The 17,159-nt window shown below is 58.8% G+C and carries 20 protein-coding genes; 6 read left to right on the top strand and 14 right to left on the bottom strand.

What is annotated here, in order from left to right:
- Positions 1-11: 11 nt before the first annotated feature.
- The 11 genes from virB11 to P9217_RS28045 form a co-directional block, all read right to left on the bottom strand.
- Positions 12-1,037, bottom strand: a complete 1,026-nt coding sequence (virB11, locus tag P9217_RS27995; protein WP_278055720.1) for a P-type DNA transfer ATPase VirB11 — start codon at positions 1,035-1,037, stop codon at positions 12-14.
- On the bottom strand, positions 1,034-2,497 hold the full coding sequence (virB10, locus tag P9217_RS28000; RefSeq protein WP_278055721.1) for a type IV secretion system protein VirB10: 1,464 nt from the start codon (positions 2,495-2,497) through the stop codon (positions 1,034-1,036). The genes virB11 and virB10 overlap by 4 nt, the downstream gene beginning before the upstream one ends.
- Positions 2,497-3,294 (bottom strand): TrbG/VirB9 family P-type conjugative transfer protein, encoded by a 798-nt coding sequence (locus tag P9217_RS28005; RefSeq protein ID WP_278055722.1) that lies wholly within the window; start codon positions 3,292-3,294, stop codon positions 2,497-2,499. The genes virB10 and P9217_RS28005 overlap by 1 nt, the downstream gene beginning before the upstream one ends.
- Complete coding sequence (locus P9217_RS28010; protein WP_278055723.1) at positions 3,291-3,998, bottom strand: type IV secretion system protein; 708 nt, start codon at positions 3,996-3,998, stop codon at positions 3,291-3,293. Before P9217_RS28010 ends, P9217_RS28005 begins: the two co-directional genes overlap by 4 nt.
- 79 nt (positions 3,999-4,077) lie before the next feature.
- Positions 4,078-5,121 (bottom strand): type IV secretion system protein, encoded by a 1,044-nt coding sequence (locus tag P9217_RS28015; protein ID WP_278055725.1) that lies wholly within the window; start codon positions 5,119-5,121, stop codon positions 4,078-4,080.
- A 183-nt stretch (positions 5,122-5,304) separates the two neighbouring features.
- Positions 5,305-6,030, bottom strand: a complete 726-nt coding sequence (locus P9217_RS28020; protein WP_278055727.1) for a type IV secretion system protein — start codon at positions 6,028-6,030, stop codon at positions 5,305-5,307.
- An 18-nt stretch (positions 6,031-6,048) separates the two neighbouring features.
- Positions 6,049-7,206, bottom strand: coding sequence for a lytic transglycosylase domain-containing protein (locus tag P9217_RS28025; protein WP_278055728.1), 1,158 nt, complete (start codon positions 7,204-7,206; stop codon positions 6,049-6,051).
- Positions 7,190-9,592 carry a VirB4 family type IV secretion system protein gene (locus P9217_RS28030; protein ID WP_278055729.1) on the bottom strand — a complete coding sequence of 801 codons (2,403 nt, stop codon included), beginning with the start codon at positions 9,590-9,592 and terminating at the stop codon, positions 7,190-7,192. The genes P9217_RS28025 and P9217_RS28030 overlap by 17 nt, the downstream gene beginning before the upstream one ends.
- On the bottom strand, positions 9,589-9,882 hold the full coding sequence (locus P9217_RS28035; protein ID WP_023720449.1) for a VirB3 family type IV secretion system protein: 294 nt from the start codon (positions 9,880-9,882) through the stop codon (positions 9,589-9,591). Before P9217_RS28035 ends, P9217_RS28030 begins: the two co-directional genes overlap by 4 nt.
- 3 nt (positions 9,883-9,885) lie before the next feature.
- Positions 9,886-10,200 (bottom strand): TrbC/VirB2 family protein, encoded by a 315-nt coding sequence (locus P9217_RS28040; protein ID WP_278055733.1) that lies wholly within the window; start codon positions 10,198-10,200, stop codon positions 9,886-9,888.
- Between the two features lie 12 nt (positions 10,201-10,212).
- Entirely contained in the window at positions 10,213-10,821 is a 609-nt protein-coding gene (locus P9217_RS28045) for a transglycosylase SLT domain-containing protein (RefSeq protein WP_278055734.1), read from the bottom strand.
- A gap of 132 nt (positions 10,822-10,953) precedes the next feature.
- Here P9217_RS28045 and P9217_RS28050 point away from each other — a divergent pair, with 132 nt between their 5' ends.
- From P9217_RS28050 to P9217_RS28060, 3 genes are read left to right on the top strand one after another with little or no spacing between them, the layout of a single operon-like run.
- Positions 10,954-11,556, top strand: coding sequence for a hypothetical protein (locus P9217_RS28050; protein WP_278055735.1), 603 nt, complete (start codon positions 10,954-10,956; stop codon positions 11,554-11,556).
- Positions 11,553-12,101: a thermonuclease family protein gene (locus tag P9217_RS28055; RefSeq protein WP_278055736.1), complete on the top strand. Its 549-nt coding sequence runs from the start codon at positions 11,553-11,555 to the stop codon at positions 12,099-12,101. The genes P9217_RS28050 and P9217_RS28055 overlap by 4 nt, the downstream gene beginning before the upstream one ends.
- Positions 12,098-12,262: a hypothetical protein gene (locus P9217_RS28060; RefSeq protein WP_278055737.1), complete on the top strand. Its 165-nt coding sequence runs from the start codon at positions 12,098-12,100 to the stop codon at positions 12,260-12,262. The genes P9217_RS28055 and P9217_RS28060 overlap by 4 nt, the downstream gene beginning before the upstream one ends.
- On the opposite strand, the gene P9217_RS28065 is transcribed toward P9217_RS28060, so the two are convergent.
- Positions 12,259-12,603 (bottom strand): hypothetical protein, encoded by a 345-nt coding sequence (locus P9217_RS28065; RefSeq protein ID WP_278055738.1) that lies wholly within the window; start codon positions 12,601-12,603, stop codon positions 12,259-12,261. The two genes, P9217_RS28060 and P9217_RS28065, sit on opposite strands and share 4 nt — an antisense overlap.
- 304 nt (positions 12,604-12,907) lie before the next feature.
- Here P9217_RS28065 and P9217_RS28070 point away from each other — a divergent pair, with 304 nt between their 5' ends.
- Together P9217_RS28070 and P9217_RS28075 are read left to right on the top strand one after the other, a co-directional pair.
- Positions 12,908-14,521, top strand: a complete 1,614-nt coding sequence (locus P9217_RS28070) for a hypothetical protein (protein WP_278055856.1) — start codon at positions 12,908-12,910, stop codon at positions 14,519-14,521.
- Positions 14,511-15,536: an alpha/beta hydrolase family protein gene (locus P9217_RS28075; RefSeq protein ID WP_278055739.1), complete on the top strand. Its 1,026-nt coding sequence runs from the start codon at positions 14,511-14,513 to the stop codon at positions 15,534-15,536. Before P9217_RS28070 ends, P9217_RS28075 begins: the two co-directional genes overlap by 11 nt.
- A gap of 46 nt (positions 15,537-15,582) precedes the next feature.
- Here the strand turns inward: P9217_RS28075 and P9217_RS28080 are convergent, their stop codons facing one another.
- On the bottom strand, positions 15,583-15,747 hold the full coding sequence (locus P9217_RS28080) for a hypothetical protein (RefSeq protein WP_278055740.1): 165 nt from the start codon (positions 15,745-15,747) through the stop codon (positions 15,583-15,585).
- Positions 15,748-15,932: 185 nt separating this feature from the next.
- Positions 15,933-16,460: a helix-turn-helix transcriptional regulator gene (locus tag P9217_RS28085; RefSeq protein WP_278055741.1), complete on the bottom strand. Its 528-nt coding sequence runs from the start codon at positions 16,458-16,460 to the stop codon at positions 15,933-15,935.
- A 96-nt stretch (positions 16,461-16,556) separates the two neighbouring features.
- On the opposite strand from P9217_RS28085, the gene P9217_RS28090 reads away from it, so the two are divergent.
- Positions 16,557-17,159 (top strand): hypothetical protein, encoded by a 603-nt coding sequence (locus P9217_RS28090; protein ID WP_278055743.1) that lies wholly within the window; start codon positions 16,557-16,559, stop codon positions 17,157-17,159.

Raw genomic sequence — 17,159 nt, forward strand, 5'->3', positions numbered from 1 at the left:
GATGGGCCCCGCTAGATCGTCTCCGCCTTGGTGAACTTGATCTCGCTGATGCCGCGCCGTCCGCCTTCGGTGCGGACCATCTGGACGACCACTGGAATGACTTCGCGCAGATAGTCGAGAATTTCGCTTCGTGAGAGGCCCGAACTGCCCTGCATGACCATCAGAGCCAGCCGCTCATAGGCGGACCGGGCGGAATTGGCATGAACGGTGGTGAGCGAACCCGGATGGCCGGTGTTGATCGCCTGGAGGAACGCGAAGGTTTCAGCGCCGCGCAACTCGCCCAATAGCAGACGGTCGGGCCTCATGCGAAGGGAGGCTTCGAGCAGCTGTTGGGCGGAGACTTTGGCAAGGCCCTGGTCGCCCTTCGAGGCTATCAGGGTGACGTTGTTGGGAGCCGGCAGCCTCAGTTCGCGGGTATCTTCAATCGTGATGATCCGTTCGTGAGCCGGGATCTCTTTCAGGAGCGCATTTAGAAACGTCGTCTTGCCCGTGGATGTCCCGCCTGAAACGACAATCGAGACACGATTGCGCACCGCATATTGCAGGAAGTCTATCGGCGACGTGTCGTGCAACATGTCGACCAGCCGCTTTTCTTCGGCCGACAGCGCCAGTCCGCTGCCCATTGCCGTGTTCTCGAAGGCGCCAAGATCGTTGTAGGCATCAAGGCTCATATCCATGATGACCTGCTTGCGGATCGAGATCGCCCCGCCTTCGGGAGCCGCCGGAGGCAAGATGCATTGGATGCGCTCGCCCGAGGGTAGAGCGGCCGACAGGACCGGTTTTTCTTCGTTGATGACCTGATTTGTCGCCGAGGCGACGCCCGTCGAGATGTTGCGAATCCAGCCCGGCGTTACCTCCCGCTTGACGACGTGCTCCATTTCCTTCGCGCCGAGGCGTTCGATGAACAATTCACCCGGCCTGTTGATCGCAATCTCGGACACCGAATCTTCGTTCAAATAGGGCCATATCGGTTCCAGATGAGCGCGCAGGACCGGGGCTCTGGCCCAAGGGTCGGGGAGGGGATGCAGTGCATTCATTTCACCGGGCTCCCATAGCCGGGATAGAAATTATCCTTTGGCGTCGCGTAGAGAGGCGTCGGATCGATCGCCGTCTTCGGTTGCCCACCTGCCTTCAGACGCACCGCTTCTTCCTGGACGGGATCGGCGTACAAGTCCGAGAAATCGAGATCTCGACGCACCAGCACGACGACCGAGGTGCCCTGGTCGACATAGACTGTCGGGCCAATGTTCTGCGTGTCGCGAAACGCCTCTTGCGCGAGTTGCTGCAGGGCGGTCGATGACTTGTCGAACGCGATGCCGCGGGCGTCGCGCTGCGAGCCGTTGCCACCATAGGTCACGGTCGTCGTCTCACCGGTTACGGGATCGATCGTCGACACCTGGCGCTGTTGGCCATTTTGTCCGCTATCGCCAAGCGAGGACAGATATTCAGAGACGCCGCCAACCACGGAAAGCATGATGGCGTTACCGTACCGTTCAACCCAGTGCGTATCGACACGGCCGCCCATGCCGCCGCGGCCGAGCGCGTCTGCGCCAGGCGACTTGATGTCGACGGAAATGCCGTCCGAGCGGATGACCCTGCTCCAGACGATGAAAACACGCTTCTGACCACGTGCAAGCCCTGAGCGGTATTCTCCGGTCAGGCGCGAGCCCTTCGGGATGAGGATCCGCCGGCCGTCGAGAGAGAAGACATCCTCACGCACGACAGCGCGCACGGCGCCGGGAAGGTCGGTGTTGATCGCGGTTTCCAAATAGCCGCGAATGATCGTTCCTTCAGGGATCAACGCATCGGTGCGTCGGAAGACCCTGGCTTTGACGATGCCGGAAGAGCTTGCCTCAGACTGCGCCAGGAAGGCCTTGTTGGGATCGCTGTCCGCGCCGGGCACCGGTACGATCTGACCGTCCCGCGCGATTTCGACCTGCGCCGCCTGGGCGCCGGCATCTGTCGAGCCGGTCTGATCATTCGTCACCATCTGGTTCGACCGCAGGCGTTCCCACACCGCTTTTTCATGCTCCGCCGCCTCCGCTTTACGACGAGCCTCGTCCTCAGCCGCCGCCTTGAGTCGGGCTTCTTCCGCCTCCGCCTTGCGGCGTGCCTCCTCGGCCGCCATTTGCGCCTCCAGCGCGCGTCGCTGCGCATCGAGATCCGCGCCTTGCTGCACGGTCTGATCGACATTATCGGCTTGTTGCGCGCCATTCTTGTCGTCAGCCGGTGGCGGCACCACGATCTGGTCGATCGTGCCGTCGGCAGGTTGCGGCGGTTCGTTCAACGCCGGCGGGCGGAACTCTGGCGGGTTGAAGTTTTCCTCGGCATCGCCGCGCAGATCGCGCGATACAGGCTCCCGGGGCCAGTTAAGCCATATCAGCGCGCCTACCAGCACCACGCCGAGGCTGACCAGGGCGATCCTGGTACCCACGCCAGCACCACGGCGCGCGACCGTCGGGCTGCCGTCCAGCTGGTTATAATCGATCTGGGACATCAGCGCCCTCCGCTGGATCCGAACAGGGTGGAACCGCCTGTCAGTTTCGTTGGACCGTAGACTTGCTCGACGGGATCGATGGCGTTGGGTCGCGCCCGGTTGTAGAGGCAGAGCGTCTCGCCATCGGCCCGCAAGGTGAATTGCCGTGCGACCTTGTCGATGACGGTGTATTTGCCCTGCGTGCGAACGTTGACCAGCGACTCCTGACGCTTGTCGTCGACAACGAAGATCGCTGGAATGTCGCCCTTGAACTCCAGAAACACCTTGGTGCCGTCGTCGAACACGGTGCGCGGCTTCAGACTGTCGTCGCCCTTGTAGGCGTAGTCGTAATTGAGATCGGCATAATTCAGGTCCTTCAAATCCGGAACGGCGGCGCTCTCTTTGGCCTGTGAGAGGAGGCGCGCGTCTATATCTTCGTCCGGGTATTTGAACCGGACCTGGAAGGATGCTCGGTCACGGCTGTTGTCAGTGGCCTGCAGCAGCAGGGAATAGACGCGCCGGTTGGTGACGACGTTGACGTTGGTCCACGCATCGCGCTCCAGCGGCTTGATGAAAAGAAACCGCGATCCGCGTTTGGGGATTATGGACCAGCCTTTCGTGTCGCCAGCCGACACGGTTTCGATGACTTCGGTCGGGCTGAGCTCGATCATCGTCGAAATGCCAAGGGCTGCGCGCACTGACGTCACGTCGTCATTGTTGAAGGTGACATATCGGATGCGGCCGTCGCGTGCGGCCGCGCTGTGCATCGTCCCGAGCAGAAGGGCGGCCGATAGGACGAAGCCCACGCGCCATCTCATTGCAGGCTCCCCGCCGCCGGCGCCGATTCCTGGTCGCGGCGGTAATCCCTAACCTGAAATCCCAGTGGATTGTCGAAACGCCATTCGTTCTTGAGCGGCGTTGAGGTGTAGCGGAATTTTATCACCGCCACCCAATTGTCGGCGGTGGACGAATTGTCCCGCCGCGTCGTCGTGGCAAAGCGCACCGAAGCTGTGTTGCGATTGAGCAGCGAGACCGACTTCACCTCGACCGAGACAGTGACATTGCGGCCAAAAATCTTGTCAAGCGATTGTGGATTTGCAGGCGTATAAAGCCACGTCAAATCCTTGGATGCGGCATCGGTGGAGTAGAGCTGTGCCAGGTCGTAATTCTGTTTCAGTTCACGCGAATCATAGGTTTCGCGGGCCCTGATGTAGCGGACCAAATTGGCGGCCGTGACGGCTTCGTTCTGGGACAGATCTCCGGGCTTCAGCGCGCGCATGATCTCGAGGTAGCCCGTCGATTTGTCGACCTCGACAACATACGGTTCGAACTGCCGGAGCGGCAGGATCAGCACGAGCGCCAGCAGCGACAACACCGCCACCATTCCGGAAACACCGCTGACGATCCAGGCCAATGTACGCGATCGACGCATTGACCTGTGCGTGTCGTCCTCCCAGGTCGCGCCCGCCCTGTAATAGCCCTTGTCGACGAGCTCGCCGCCGCTGTTAGCAGCTGTTTCCATTGAGATTGACACTGTACTATTGCCTCGTTTTCGAAACGATCCCGATCCAAGGGCCGCTATCGGTGATTATCCTTGTGTTCTAGGCCAGAGGCCTGGAGTTATCGCGCGCACCTTGCTGGATGGCGGACCGGGTTGCGTCGTCGGCCCTCGCTGCTCGCGAGGATCGAAAACTGTTTGCCGCGAGCTGCCGGGCGCCGCGAGCGGCGCGGCCCGCGGCCCATCGCGCGCCGGAATAGCGCACGGCATTCCTGCCGAACGTCCCATATGAGTAACGAGCGCCCGTGGTGCTGAGATACCCGCCGCCATTCAGGATCGAAGCAATCGAGGGTATCTGCATGAGAACGTAGATGCCGATGATCGTCACCAGCACCAAGGGCAGCACCAGCGACATTTTGCTGTCCATGGTCGCTCCGCCGGACGTGGCGGTGTTCAGCGCCGCGTTGACGAGCGAGAAGTAGAAGCCGAGAAAGCCGTAGATCAGGATTTGCTGGATCATCAGGAAGGTGGTCAGCGAAAGAAAGCCTTCGCTCATCCGCGAGGACCATCGGTAAAGCCAAAGAATGATCCATATCGGCGCCAACGCGAGTGTGATGAACAACATCACCTTGGCGGCGATGATCGCGGCAATGGCAAGCGCTGCGAAGATGATGGCCGACAGCAGAACGAGCAGCGACAACAGCGCACCAAAAATGTCATAGAAGGATCCGCTGTAGACCTGATTGGCGACGTCCTGGGCCCCTTGGTAGAGGTTGTCGATCAGCGTGGGAATTGCCGCCTGGTCGCTAAGCTGATTGCCGGTGGCCCGCGACACGGCGCCGACGATCACTTTACCGATCTCGTCTGGAATGCTTTGCACGAGCTGATAGATCGTGGCGGAAAATGTGCCCCATCCGGTCAGCAGTAGATAGATGATGACGGCGCGGCCGAGCCGATAGGCCGCTTCGATTGGCGAAATCGACTCCCGCCCGCTCAGGATCGAATAGCCCCACCATGCGATATAGAGGGTCAGCATCAGGGTAAAGACGTTGCCCATCGCATTGCCCAACTGCATATAGACATTGCGAACGAAGTCCTCACCGATGTTGTCAATGCCACCGAGGATGCTTGCGGCGAGACCGTTCATGGATCCTCGTCAATAATGCTGGCGAACGGAGTTGAATTGACCGGCTTCAGCGCGCCGCAGTTGTCGGCATGGGCATACGCCAAAGGCCCGCACGGCGCTTTCAGGTCGCGATTTGCGCATCCAAAAAGCCCTGTGCCGAGCCCGATCACAACGCATATGCGCAGGACTCGCCTCGACAAGCGCTCAGCCCCCGCTCTTGCCGAATTCCGCGAACGGATTGACGGTGCGCGGTGTCATCATCTTCTGCACCTGGCTTTGGCGAAGGAGATCTCCCTTGAGCTTCTCATTCAGCGCCGCGACCGCACCATTCTGGACGCCGATCAGTTCGTTGACCGCACGCGCGTTTTCCAGCTGCATTCGTGTGTTCTGGTCCACGGAGCCCTTGACGTCCTGCGACTGCCCGATCTGCCCGCTCGCGGACTGCAATGACTGTTGGCGCTGGGTAACGCCTTGCGAGGCCTGCGAGGTCAACGCGCTTAGCAGCGAGGCCACGTTCACGCTGCCGCCATAGGCCGTGTTGACGGCGCTGGTCTCCTTGCCGGCAATCTGCTGGAGCTGCTTCACCAGCTGGAGCCCGTTGATGACGGCGCCGGCGATTTTCTGGATTTCGGGCGAAAGGCCGCCAAACGAAAGCGCGCCGCCGTTCAGGATCGATCCGAACGACGGAGCCTGGGCGATCGACATGTTGCCGCCAAGGCCCATTTGTCCGATGCCGAGCGAACCGTCACGACTGCCGCTGAGCGCCTGAAGGATCTCCTCGCTCTTTTTCAGAATATCCTTGTTGGAGTCCATGATGGAGTTGGTGTTGTCCGCATTCTTGCGGGCGACATCGAGATTGGCGCCATCAATGACCGCAATTTGTGCGTGGGCAGTGCCTGCCCAAAGCGCCAGACTGGCGGCAATCGCCAATTTCTTCATGTCAGCCTCCTATTGCTGTAGAGAATTGATCACGCTGGCAGCGCCGGCAGGATCAGTGGTTATGATCATCGAGCGACTGTCGGCCGAGCTTGCCCCCGCGTTCTCGAGTGCGCATGGTAGCCACCGGCCGCGATCTATCTCCAACCGTTCCAGTTCCGCCGGATCACAAGAGAACGGGTTCGGAGAGCCGCTCTTCGGCTGTTGCACCAGCTTGGCCGACTGCGATGCCTGGACGTTCTGCATCGACAGAAGTTGGGCAAGCAGCGTCGTAAAATCCCCCGCCTGGGCGAGGTACTGGTTAGTGACATCGGCGTTGACCCCGCGAGCCGACGAGTTCAGCTCCCAGGCGTCCTTGTATTCGGTCACCTGGCCAACGTTGCCTGCAAGCGCCTCGATTGCAGCATTGTTGGCGCCGAGCTGCGATGAGCTTGCGTCAAGGCCGCCAGCCGCCTTCCTGACCGCGCCCATGGCCGCGTCCTGGGCCGTGCCGCCTGCGCCGTCGGCCGTTACGATCGAGAATGGTGGCGGCGCGGCGGCCGGAGCCTTTCCGCTTGACACATAGTCGTTGAAGTAGCTGTTCCAACGGCCGACGCCGCCGGCCCACTGACTTTGTTCGCCTGCGTTCGATCCGTTGTAGAAGGAGGCGAGACAGCTGTAATTCGTCGCCCCGCATTGCTTCACGCCCATTCCGAGATATTTGACGCCGCCTTCGACATTCTGCTCGTTCACGTCGCGGTCCAGTCCCATGGACTTGCCGGTGCCCTTGGTCAGCTGCATGACGCCTTTGACGCCGGTGTGGCTCCCGGCGCATGTGTCGAAGCGCGATTCCTGATAGGCAACGGACAGCGCCAGGCCTTCGGGAACGCCGTATTCTTGCGCATAGTAGCGGATCATCTTCACGTTGCCGGCGTCGCGCTGCAACGCTTCGGCCGGCGATCGGCGAAACATCTGTGAGCGGTATTTGTTAGAATAGGTGCAGACGACGCTTTTCTTCCTGTCGGTTTCATCCTTCTTGGCCTCATCCGACTTCGTGCTGTGCTGCTCGTCCTCTTGCTGCTTGTCGAGGTTCTGCCCGTCGATGACCGCGATCTGAGCGGCAGCCACGCTCATGCTTTCCGCCGTCGCGAGAGCCACGACCAGACAAGCGCTGCTAAGCCGCTTCGTCATGCTCGTTCTCCCATCCGCAGAAGTATGGCAGCCACATTTCCGGCTCGTCGCCGAAGGTCTCCCGGAGCCGTGCGCATTCCTTGCTGTTGGCTTCGTTCGAGGACAGGACCTTGATGAGATCGGGCATTGCCGACAAATCGAGCTTGGCGACGATCGAGTCGCTGTCGTGCTTGACGAGGAAGGTGCGCGTTTCCTTGGCGGTGCGGCGCACGAACTCGAATTCCTTCGCCGTCAGCGAGAAGCGCTCCATGTAGGATTCCTTGCTCGCCTTCGGGTTGGGGAAGAAAATGTTGGTCTTCGTCTGCTCGATCAGTGACGACGAGATGGAGGAATTGACGACGTCCTCCGCCGTCTGCGTGCCAAAGCCGACCACGCCGTTGCGGCGACGAATGGTCTTCAGCGTCTCATTGATGAAAGCGGCGAAAACCTCGTCGTCCAACAGCTTCCAGCCTTCATCGAGGAAGAGCATGATCGGCGAGCCGTCGATGACGTCTTCAAGACGGTGGAAGATGTAGAGCAACGCCGCCGAACGCAGCTTTCGGTCGCCGAGGATCTTGGTCATGTCGAAGCCGACGACGGGTTTCGAGAAATCGACCAGATCGACCGGATTGTTGAAAAGCCAGCCCTTGTCCTTCGGGTCGAGCCAGGGTTGGATCCGCGCGGCCAGATCGTTCATGCCGGGCATGAGCGAGCCCCGCAGCACTTCCGGCAGCAGGTCGAAGGTCCGCTGTTCGCGCGGGATCTTGTAGATCATGTCGACGGCGGCGTTGATGACACGCATCTCCGCCACGTCCAGCGCGCCGCCTTCCGGCGTCAGGATGTAGATAAGAAGATCTTCCAGGAAAGAACGGTTCTCTGCCGTGTCGTCAAGCTGCAATGGCGCGAAGCCGGTCGGCTGGGAGGGCTCCATCACCTCGTAACGACCGCCAAGCGCTCGAACGAAAATTTCTGCTCCGCGCATGTAGTCGAAATAGACACATCGCGGCCGCGGCATGATGCGCATGGCCTGCGCCATCAGGAACGACAGCACGACGGTCTTGCCCGAGCCGGTCGGGCCGAACACCGTGAAGTGGCCGACATCGTGAACATGGAAATTGAAATAATAGGCCGTCTGGCTGGTCGTTTCGAGCAAAGCGATGGGCCGTTTCCAATGCAGCCTCTCGCGTTGGCCGGACGGAAAATTGTGTCCTGAGAAAAGACCGGCGAAGTTCAGCGACGAGATCAACGCGCGTCGCGCGATGTAGCTGAAATTTCCCGGCAACTGCGCCCAGAATGCCAGTTCCGTGTTCAGCGTTTCGCGAACCGGCACGATCGACATGCGCGAAAGCTCGGCCGTGATGTCGGATATCGCACGGTTGAGCCCGGTCATGTCCGGTGCCAGGGCCATGACGCTCATGTGATGTTGGCCGAAGACGACTTCGCCGCCGGCCAGCTTGTCGGCGCCGTCGTGGACGGACTCCTCGACCGTCGTGCCCGCCTCGTCGGAACCCTCAACCTGGTTGGCGATTGTGTTGATCCGGCGCATCGCCGTCACGCGGTCTTCAATCGCGAAACTCTGCGTCAGGACAAACTCATGTGGGAGGCGCAAGAGACCGTCCAATGACCCCGGAGCAGTGAATGGTGGGTATTCCTTGATCGACACCATGGCGCCGAGCTTGCCTTCGTCCGGCCCGCGGAGTTCCAGCGCGGATCTGCCGAAAAACAGCTGTCGTGTCGCCAGTACATCGCCAAGGCTCATGCGCGGCAAAGGCATTTCCACGTCGACGCCGCCGGCGAGGATCTTCGCCAAAAATTCCGACGGCTCGGAAAAGAAGCTGTCGCGGCGATTCACGACGCCGAGAAGACGCGCACCATAAGCTGTGAAATCCTTGACGACGCCGTCGAGAACTTCACGCAGTTCAGCCATCGCGTCTTCGCGGGTTTCCTCGCTGGCGGTGCTGATGCGGAAGGCATTGAGCGCCTTGTCCACCCAGCCGACCCGGCCGACCATCGGGCGGCGTATGACCGTCAGATAGGCCTCGTTGACGAAAAGGTTTTTCGCGCCAAGCTCGTCCATGTAGCGGGCGTCGAGCTCGGCCACGAAAGGATTGTCAAAGTCGCCTTCGATCTCCGGCGTCACGTGGCGGCGGATGATCGTTGTGTAGACCGCAAAGCGAGAGGTCGAGAGATTGCGGAACGTCGTGTTGCGGTTGAACATGCGGCTGTTCAGCTCGGCCTGGTCCATCGTCTGGAAGGGCAGGCCACTGAGCTGGATGACGCCGACCAGAAAGCCGCTCTTCGTCACGATCAGATTGTCATCGACATGGCGAAGGTAGGGGATGTGCATCGCCGCGGGCTTTTCGCGGCGGCGCTCACGGCCAAATTTCAGGTCGGCATCGAGGCTCATGGCGAATAGCTCCTCGCGCCCCAGAAAGTAAGGTTCGCCACCGCTCCGCGTTTTGAGACGCGCCGCTCGAAAATATGAAACATGTAAGGGTCGCGCTGGCACAGATATGCGCTGACCAGATGCACCACGCCGAACACACCAAGGCCAAGCATGAAGCTGCTCGTGGCGATAAAACCGATCACCGCCAGGATGCCGTTCAGTGCAAAAACCTCATAGCGCACACCCCACTTCATAGGCGGGCGTGTCAGTGGCAGGCTGACCGGCTCGACATAGACCTCCTCGTCGTCCATGTCTCAGCCGCCTCCCGCGGTCGCGCGAACCGCATCCACCAGCTGCGCGGCGCCGAAGATCAGAGCGATGCCGATGATGATGGAGAAAGCCATCATCCACGCCAGCCGGCCCGTCATGGCGAGGAAGCCGAGAAAACAGACCGCGATGATGGCGAATGAGCGCGCTATGTTGCCCTGCAGAACGCCGACGAACCACTCCAGCACGTTTTCGACTGGTGCCGCCGATTGGGCGTACGCAGTGGCTGGCGCGAGAGCCATTCCGACCGCCGAGGCCAAGGCGAGTTTCAGGGCAAATATACCCGCTTTTCTGTATTCCACCCTTGGCTCCTTTCAGTTGCCGAAATCCATGACATGACCATCCTGCCAAGCGTCCTCGCTTGCTGGCGGCGCGGCCGCGAGCGTCTCGGATTTGGTCAGGGCGGACTTCTTGACGACACCGCCGAACTTCCAGCGGTTCAGGATTTTCACGATGTATTCCGCCGTCTCCGGATTCACCGGAATGCCCTGCGCCTTGTAGACGCTGTTGGGCCCGGCGTTGTAAGCCGCCAGCATCAGTAGCGGATCCTGGAACTCGTCATAGAGTGACTTCAGATAGCGTAGGCCAGCCCGGACATTTGCCTCAGTATCGCAACGGTCATTCACGCCGAGATCGGCCGCCGTGCCCGGCATCAGCTGCATGATCCCCAAGGCTCCGGCCTTCGACGGACCCTGACTGGTGCCGAGATCGCTTTCGGCCCACGCAATTGCCTCGGCCAGATCAGCGTCGAAACCTTCCTTTTGCGCGATTGAACGCACAAGTTGGGAGACCTCAGCCCGATTTACGGTCCTGCACGCTCGCGGCCTTTGCCCCCCGACTGCGGCAAGGGCTTGCGCCGGCGTTGCAAAGGCGATTGCGACGCGGTCTGATGCCAGGTCCCGGCCGTGCGCCTTGAACGGCATCGTGGCGCCACAGAGGGTGAGCAGAAGAGCGAATCGAGTGTTCATACTGTCGCCAAAATTTGACACTTTACTATGGCTACACGCAGCCCTAGTAAAGTGTCAACACGATATACACCGCGAGGACGGATTTCGATGAAACAGACGGCCCTGTACACGATCTTGCTGCTCCAAGGCACCGTGGCCTATGCTGCTGGCGCCGACGTCCCGAGCCCCTTCGCGCAACCTTCGGAGCACTACCTGCTTCAGTTTGCGAAGCCGGGCGAAAAGGTGTTCGTCTACGAGCGCTACGATGCGAAAGGCGCGCTCTTTCAGCGCGATGCGGCCGCTCTCGTCGGGCGAGTTAAGGTGCCGTCTGCGACCGAGCGCGTCGTCAACGGCGTGACGTACCGGCTGCGCGGCCTTGCGGCCTGCCCCAAACCGAAGATCACGTACAAGACCCAGCAATGGGACTGCGCAAAGGCGGCCCAGGACTATGAAGAGACAATCTACAACGATCGTGCGTCTGTCGTGCTTTGCAAGACACTTGTTCTGCAAAGCAAGAAGGGCGAACCCGACGCTGTGTCGTGTTTCTCTCTCGTGGGTGCGGGCAACGCAAACGACCCGTACAACGTCGCCTACGACGATGACGAAATGGTTTTCTTCGACATGGCGGCAATCGGACGCAACAAGGATGGCAAGTCGCTGCGCCCCGATCTGGAGCACTCCGCCGACCTCGGTGGACAGTTCCAGGAATGAAGCGGGCGAGGCTCGCAGTGCTGGCCGCATTTGGTTTGTGCGCATCGGCACAGGCCCAGGATGCATCGGAGTCTGCCGTTCCAACGCCCCTCGCAGTATCGAAATCGGCTCAACTGCTGACCGGAGATACCTGGCGAGACGGAGATCACCTTTTTCGCCTCTATGGCGTCCAGTCATGTCTTCGAGGCACATCAGCCGAAGAGCCAAATGGGAACAAAATCGATTGCGGGAACACATCGCTGGCGCATCTGGCGGCGCTGTTTGATAGCGCGGCGGTTACGTGCCAGCCAATCGGCTACGCCCTGGACAAGGCGGTGTTTGTCGTATGCGGTGCGCAGCTGAATGGCGCAACAATTGATGTTGGCACCGCCCTCATAGCGACCGGATACGCGTTTGCCGCAACGACAGCGAAGGGCAAAGCCGTCAATGAGAACTACCTCGTCGCGGAAATTAACGCTAAGATGAAACGTGCAGGTCTGTGGAGCACGACGTTTCAGCATCCTGTTCAGCTGCTGCTAGAGAAGCAGTCGGAGAGACAACAATGAAGCACGACGATGAGGCGCACAAATATTACTATCCCGTGGAAGGACGCACTGACGGCGCCATCGGCGATGCTATCGCTCTCATCGCGATCATCTTGGTGCCGGCAGGAATCTATGCGGCCTGGAATACCGTGGCCTCATGGATTTCAGCGCTCTTCTCCTAGGATTGCAGTTTCGCGAAAGAACCGAGCAACGCGCGAAAATCGTCGACATCAAGCTCGCACCAGTCGTTCCCCAACAACCGCCGGAAATAAGCTGCCTTCATTTTCATCTCAACGACATCGGCCACCGGCGCAGCGGCCGCGCGCCGACGCGCGAAAGCCTCCTCCGCCATCACCGAATCCAGTCGCCGACCGATCAGGGTCGCGTCCGGCCCGTCGGCCCTCATCCGTCGTCTGCCGAGACGTTCAACCATGGCGACTGCATGGCGATGCGCCGCGAGCAGATTCGCGACCCCATCGGCCTCTTCCATCACTCCGTTATTACAGACCACTTGAATGGGCATCGACCGGCTCCATGCGCATGACAATTCGGTACCCTGGGCAGGCGAGATCATCCCTCCGCTTCTCTGGCTTCCCCTGTTCGCTAATGAGGTCACACTACCCTGCCACCAGACAAACGTTTCGGTTGGCCGGCGGTTTGCAAAACATCCCACGAAACAAACGTTTCCAGCCTCTCCAGCGGGTCACCCGTCATTCTATCTCTGCCGTGCCGGCCAAAATCGAGTTGATAAAAACGTTGATTGAGGACGAAGGCACGATAGGGTACGAAGCCTAGCGAAACGGAACGAAATTAGAGCCTATAAGTTGTTGTTTAAGAACGGAAAGTTATTTCTCCCTCCGCCGAGAGACGGGAGTGATTTCAAAGAATTATTCAAACGACTGGCGGCGGCCGGTGCGGGTCGACCGTTGGACAAAGACGGGTTTCCTGCTGGCCCATGGACGCCCGAACTCCTTGCAGAGGCGATTTCACTGATTGATTCCAACCGGGTTGGGGTCGATCTGCGAACGGTGCAGCTTTGGTTTCAAGAGAACGAGAAGGGAATTAGCGCTGCCAACATTCGTTGGCTGGCGCGGGTTTTTGGATGCGATGATCCGGTCGCAACTAGCGAATGGCAGATGGAGCTTAGTGAGGCGCAATCGCGGTTATCGGCCAAGAGACGAGAATGGAAGAGAGCCGGAAGCAGCGTTGCTCAGGAGATCCCAGATACGGCAGTGACTGCGACCATCGATAACGAGACAGACTCCCCGGTAGAGCTGATACTGGATACTGACCCCAAGGCGCCGAGCCGGCGCTTTAGTTTGGCGAGGAAATCGGAGGCGTTTTTTAGTCGCGGATCTCCCCTGAATTTACCGGCGTCGGTGTTTGCGGGTGTCACCGCGCTTGGGTTTTTGTCGTATCTTACGGGGATTCACAGCGTGACGTATGGCCGGGCGGATGGCATCGTCAAGCAGGTCGGGTTTCTTTGGACAGCGAATTGGACATTTGTCTTCATGGTATTTTTACCACTGTTTTTTGCCTTCGTGACCGAGCTGGTGACCTTTTGGAAAGATGAAGGTCGCCCAAAGCTTGTGGCGCAGGGCGACAAGATGGAAAGCGACGATGCCTGGGCGCGCACCGTACAAGCTTCTTCATATTCATATTGGGCGGTTTTTTTGATTTGCGTGGTGTTCGCCGGTCTTTTTCAGTGGATCGGCGTGTCTTTGATCCCGTTGCTCAAAGGGGGTGGCAACTATGCGACGGATTGGGGCTCGTTAGCGATTGTGCGCCCTGAGGTTATATCGGTGCCGGAAGCGGTCGTGTTCACGGGACTCGCTTACCTGTATATGTGCCTCTGTTTTTATCTGTTCTTCGTAGGTCTCATTTTGCTTTATACCGTGATCCATGATCTTTGGAAGACTGGAGAAGCAGCGAATAATCGACCCGAGGTTGACTATCAACACGAGCTCCATGAAACCAACCTAAGGGTTATGCGTGCGATTTTTCGTTGTACTGTTTTGGGGTTTCTGATCGCCATAGCCATGAAGCTCCAGAGTGCTTACCTGACATCGCGTGGAGAGAATATTGTGTCTTGGTTGGTCGGCGATATGTCTAACGCCTTTTATGGGCACAATGATGTGAGCGCCGGGATCATCTACCGTAGGCCGACCCATTACAGTAGCCTTCTTATCGCTATTTCGACCTGTGTGGTATTTGTGTTCGGCTCTATCCGTTTAGGTGTCGAACGTCGGTTTTCTATGTCTTTGTGGAGGATGTCAGCGATCGTAGCGTTACTCGTGGCTAGTTACTTGCTGATCGATGCATTTTCTGGCTTTTCGATCCTTCTGGGCGTTGGAATGCTGTTCGCAGTATACGGCCTGTTTGATCCAGGGTTGGGGCGAGGGCAAGCGAGTAAGTTAGGAAACAATCAGAGTGTATCATAGTTGGCTTGATCGTTGGGATGAGCGGCGGGCACGACGCGGTGAAGAAGGGAAGAAACCATCGGATTTCGCCCTTGACGCCGAACTCGCCTTTCCAGGTGCGGAGAAGATAACAAGTATCGAGGAATTCTGTGCCCTTGCGGACCAGGCCGTGGCTGATCCAGCCTTTTTCGATGGCCCGAATGTGAGTGATCAGGGGTTTGAAAGGCTAGATTGGTGGCTCAAATTTCCATCGGACATTTCTACTGATATCAAACAGAACAATGTCGTCTCGGCGAAAATCACAGAAAGCGGATCGTTCGATCAGGCGATGGTGATTTTTCACCATTGGAATGCAAGCTCCCGGAATCGCCAGATCGCCAGTTTTTTCTCGAAGCGTGGCATCACGGTTGTCGAGATCGCCATGCCCTATCATTTCGAGCGCAGCCGTCCCGGATCCCTGCACGCCGATTATATGCTTAGTGCCAATCTTGGTCGAACGATCCAATCCGTAAGGCAGGCAGTATTGGACGGTCGAAAACTCATACGTTGGTTGAAGAACGAAGGCTATCGCGAGATTTCGGTTCTCGGAATGAGCTTGGGGTCCTGGGTTGCGGCCATAGTCGCAACACACGACTTGGCTGTTTCAAAAGCCTCTTTGTTTCTGACGGCGGGGAGTCTAGCGGATATGGTTTGGACGGGCCGTGCGACACGATCGATACGCGATAGCCTTGAGCCTGAGATTGAGCTGACCGATCTCAGAAGGGCCTGGGGTCCACTTAACTTGGAGAACTACGCGCATAGTCTGGCACGACCTGATCTCGATCTTCACGTTGTGTTGGCCAAGAGAGACAAAGTGGTGTTGCCAGAGCTATCGGAAAGCTTCATGCAGAGGCTGAAGGACGTCGGTGCTAGGCCAACTATTTTGAAAATGAATTGTGGTCATTATTCGCTTGCTATCCCACCTTACATTGTGTTGGCCGGTCTGAGCTTGAAGCGGTTTCTGTCGCGCGCTGACAAGTCGGCCCGGCGAGCATGAGTTTGGCTTTGGCCGGTCAGTTCACCAGCAAGTTCTCTGGCGGGCATCACGACACAAAAGTGATGAATGTGGGGTCGCCACCTACCGGAACCGACCCCGACAAAGGCGCAGGCATGACCCCGGCAATTGTCACCACGACACCCTTCTTCTCTAAACGCGCCGGCAGGTTTGACGGCTTGTTCTCATAGGGTTTCTTTTCATCAGCAAGCATTCCTCGCGCCGGCACAGTCGCCCATGTCAAAGTCCCGTTATCATCCCCGCCGCTAACGACGATGACGCCAGCGGCCGCACAGCCGCGGCGGGGGCGCTAGTCGGTCGCGGGCCCGACCGCCAGGGGCAGAGGAGCGATGCCCGCTGGGCCGAATTATAGGGCCCTTAGGAACAGTCGTGGGGCGGCTAGGTGTCGGCTCTGCCAGGCGGGATCGTTTCGGAAAAGAGGAAGGTCGCTGGATCAAGTTTTAACGCCTTGGCAATCGCGGCAATCGTGTCCACGCTGATGTTGCCGCTCGCGCGTTCCAGTTTCGTGAATGTCGCCTCCGCCACGCCGATGAGTTCGGCCATCTCATAGCGGTGCAAAGTACGTCGTTGTCGCTCAAAATCGATGATATGCGCCAGCCGCTTGCGGATCGCATTGTCGTCCAACCGATGCGCCCATTCCGGAACTTTCTTACCGCCGGCGAGGAGTCCTGCAAAAGACATTTGCAAGCCGTTTGCCATGATCTGCAGCGTCGTCAATGTGACATTATTTTTCTGACGCACAGTCTGAATGTACGTTCGGTAGGCGAGTTTCTCACCGTCGGCGGTCCGAAACAGCTCGGCCATATGCATATGGGATAGGCCACGTTTGGCTCTCTCCCTCTCAAGCGTCAGAGCAATGTTGGCGCGCAACGGGTTATTGACCAGGCCTTCGTCGTCTCGTTTCATAAATCGATGTAGTCGCACAAACCTGCCTTTTCGATCTGTCCTTTTTCGCGCGGATCATCCATAGTAAACTATCAAATCTGCAGCGAGGAAAAGGCTATGACCATACTCAAATTGATACTGGGGGGTGCCGTCGCCATCGCGAGCGCCGCAGCTCTTCCATCTCAATCAAAAGCGTCGGAATGGGGCTGTCAGGTCCTTCTATGTCTTTCCGGCGATTGGCAAGGCACCCCCTCGTGCCACCCGCCAATTTACAAGTTGATTGCGGCGATGGAAGCCCCGGGTTTTAATTGGCCGACCTGTCCGCAAGCCAACTCCAGCGCGGCGAGATTTGAGAAGTATGAGGATTGTCCGTCTGGCTGGCAAGCAGTTGGCAGCTCCGAATCCGATCGGCCGAGCTTAGGTCAAGAACGAAACATCTGCCGCATCGCGGCCGATCGGCTCTCTTTGCCCGTCGTTTTCAAAAACAACGCCCTCGGCGGGCATCATGGAGACGGATCACGTCAGGTCCAAATCGAAATCGACGGTAAGGTGGTTGCGGCAACAATCCAGACCGCGGGGAACGATGGAGGGCATTCCCTTGGTAATGGTCCGACCTACTACACCATCCCTCGGCCGATGCGCGGAAAGCCCTGGTTCCTCGAGTATGATGACGCGAACGGCGTGCGCCAGAAAAGTTGGTTCAATCTCAACATGCCTTGA

It is taken from the genome of Mesorhizobium sp. WSM4989, assembly GCF_029625795.1.
Lineage (GTDB): Bacteria > Pseudomonadota > Alphaproteobacteria > Rhizobiales > Rhizobiaceae > Mesorhizobium.